Origin of the sequence: Pseudokineococcus marinus, assembly GCF_013004605.1 — a bacterium.
GTDB lineage: Bacteria > Actinomycetota > Actinomycetes > Actinomycetales > Quadrisphaeraceae > Pseudokineococcus > Pseudokineococcus marinus.
This window is the reverse complement of sequence record NZ_JABEMA010000559.1, coordinates 1-1,058: the sequence shown is the minus strand read 5'-3', so window position 1 is coordinate 1,058 and position 1,058 is coordinate 1. Positions and strand designations below refer to the sequence as shown.

The following is a 1,058-nucleotide window of genomic DNA, read 5'->3' as shown; positions in this document are numbered from 1 at the left end:
CCGTGAGCGCGCCCGCCGTCGACCTCGCGGTGGACCTGGCGGGGGCGCGCCTGCGCTCGCCCGTCATGACGGCGTCCGGCTGCGCCGCCGCCGGCCGCGAGCTCGACGCCTTCACCGACGTCGCCGCCCTCGGCGCCGTCGTCACGAAGTCGGTCATGCGGAGCCCCCGCTCGGGGCGGCCGACGCCGCGCATGGCCGAGACGCCGGCGGGGATGCTCAACTCGATCGGCCTCCAGGGCGGGGGCGTCGACGCGCTCGTCGAGCACGACCTGCCGTGGCTCGCCGAGCGCGGCGCCACCGCCGTCGTGTCCGTGGCGGGCGGGGACCCGGAGGAGTTCGCCGAGGTGGCCCGCCGCGTCGTCGGCGCGCCGGGGGTCGCCGCGCTCGAGGTCAACATCTCCTGCCCCAACGTCGCGAACCGCGGGCTCGTCTTCGCCTGCGACCCCGGCAGCAGCGCCGCGGTGCTGGGGGCCGTGCGCGCCGCGGTCGGCGACGACGTCGTGCTGCTCGCCAAGCTCTCGCCCGACGTCACCGACCTCGTGGCGATCGCCCGCGCCTGCCTCGAGGCCGGGGCGAGCGGCCTCACGGCGATCAACACGCTCCTCGGCGTGGACGTCGACGTGCGCACCATGCGCCCGCGGCTCGCCGTCACCACGGGCGGGCTGTCGGGGCCGGCGATCCGGCCGGTCGCCGTCCGCTGCGTCTGGCAGCTGCGCGCGGCGATGCTCGCCGGTCTCCTCCCGGAGGCTCCCGTCGTCGGGACCGGCGGCGTCGCGAGCGGGGTCGACGCGCTGCAGATGGTGCTGGCGGGGGCCTCCGCCGTGCAGGTGGGCACCGCCGTCTTCGCCGACCCGACGACGCCGGGCCGGGTCGCCGACGAGCTCGGCGCCCTGCTCGCCGAGCGGGGCTTCGCCTCCGTCGCCGACGCCGTGGGCTTCGCGCACCGCGCCTGAGCCGGTCACCGACCGCGGGGGCGGGAGCGGGGTGCGGGTGCGGTGGCGCGCACAGCGACCTGCGCACCGTACGCCGCCCGCCCGTCCGACGAGCCCCGCGAGCGG

At 78.7% G+C, this 1,058-nt stretch carries 1 protein-coding gene; it reads left to right on the top strand.

Annotation, left to right across the window (positions count from 1 at the left end; all coding sequences use genetic code 11):
* Nucleotides 1-2: 2 nt before the first annotated feature.
* Nucleotides 3-953 (top strand): dihydroorotate dehydrogenase, encoded by a 951-nt coding sequence (locus HLB09_RS17480; protein WP_171204542.1) that lies wholly within the window; start codon nucleotides 3-5, stop codon nucleotides 951-953.
* Nucleotides 954-1,058: the final 105 nt, after the last annotated feature.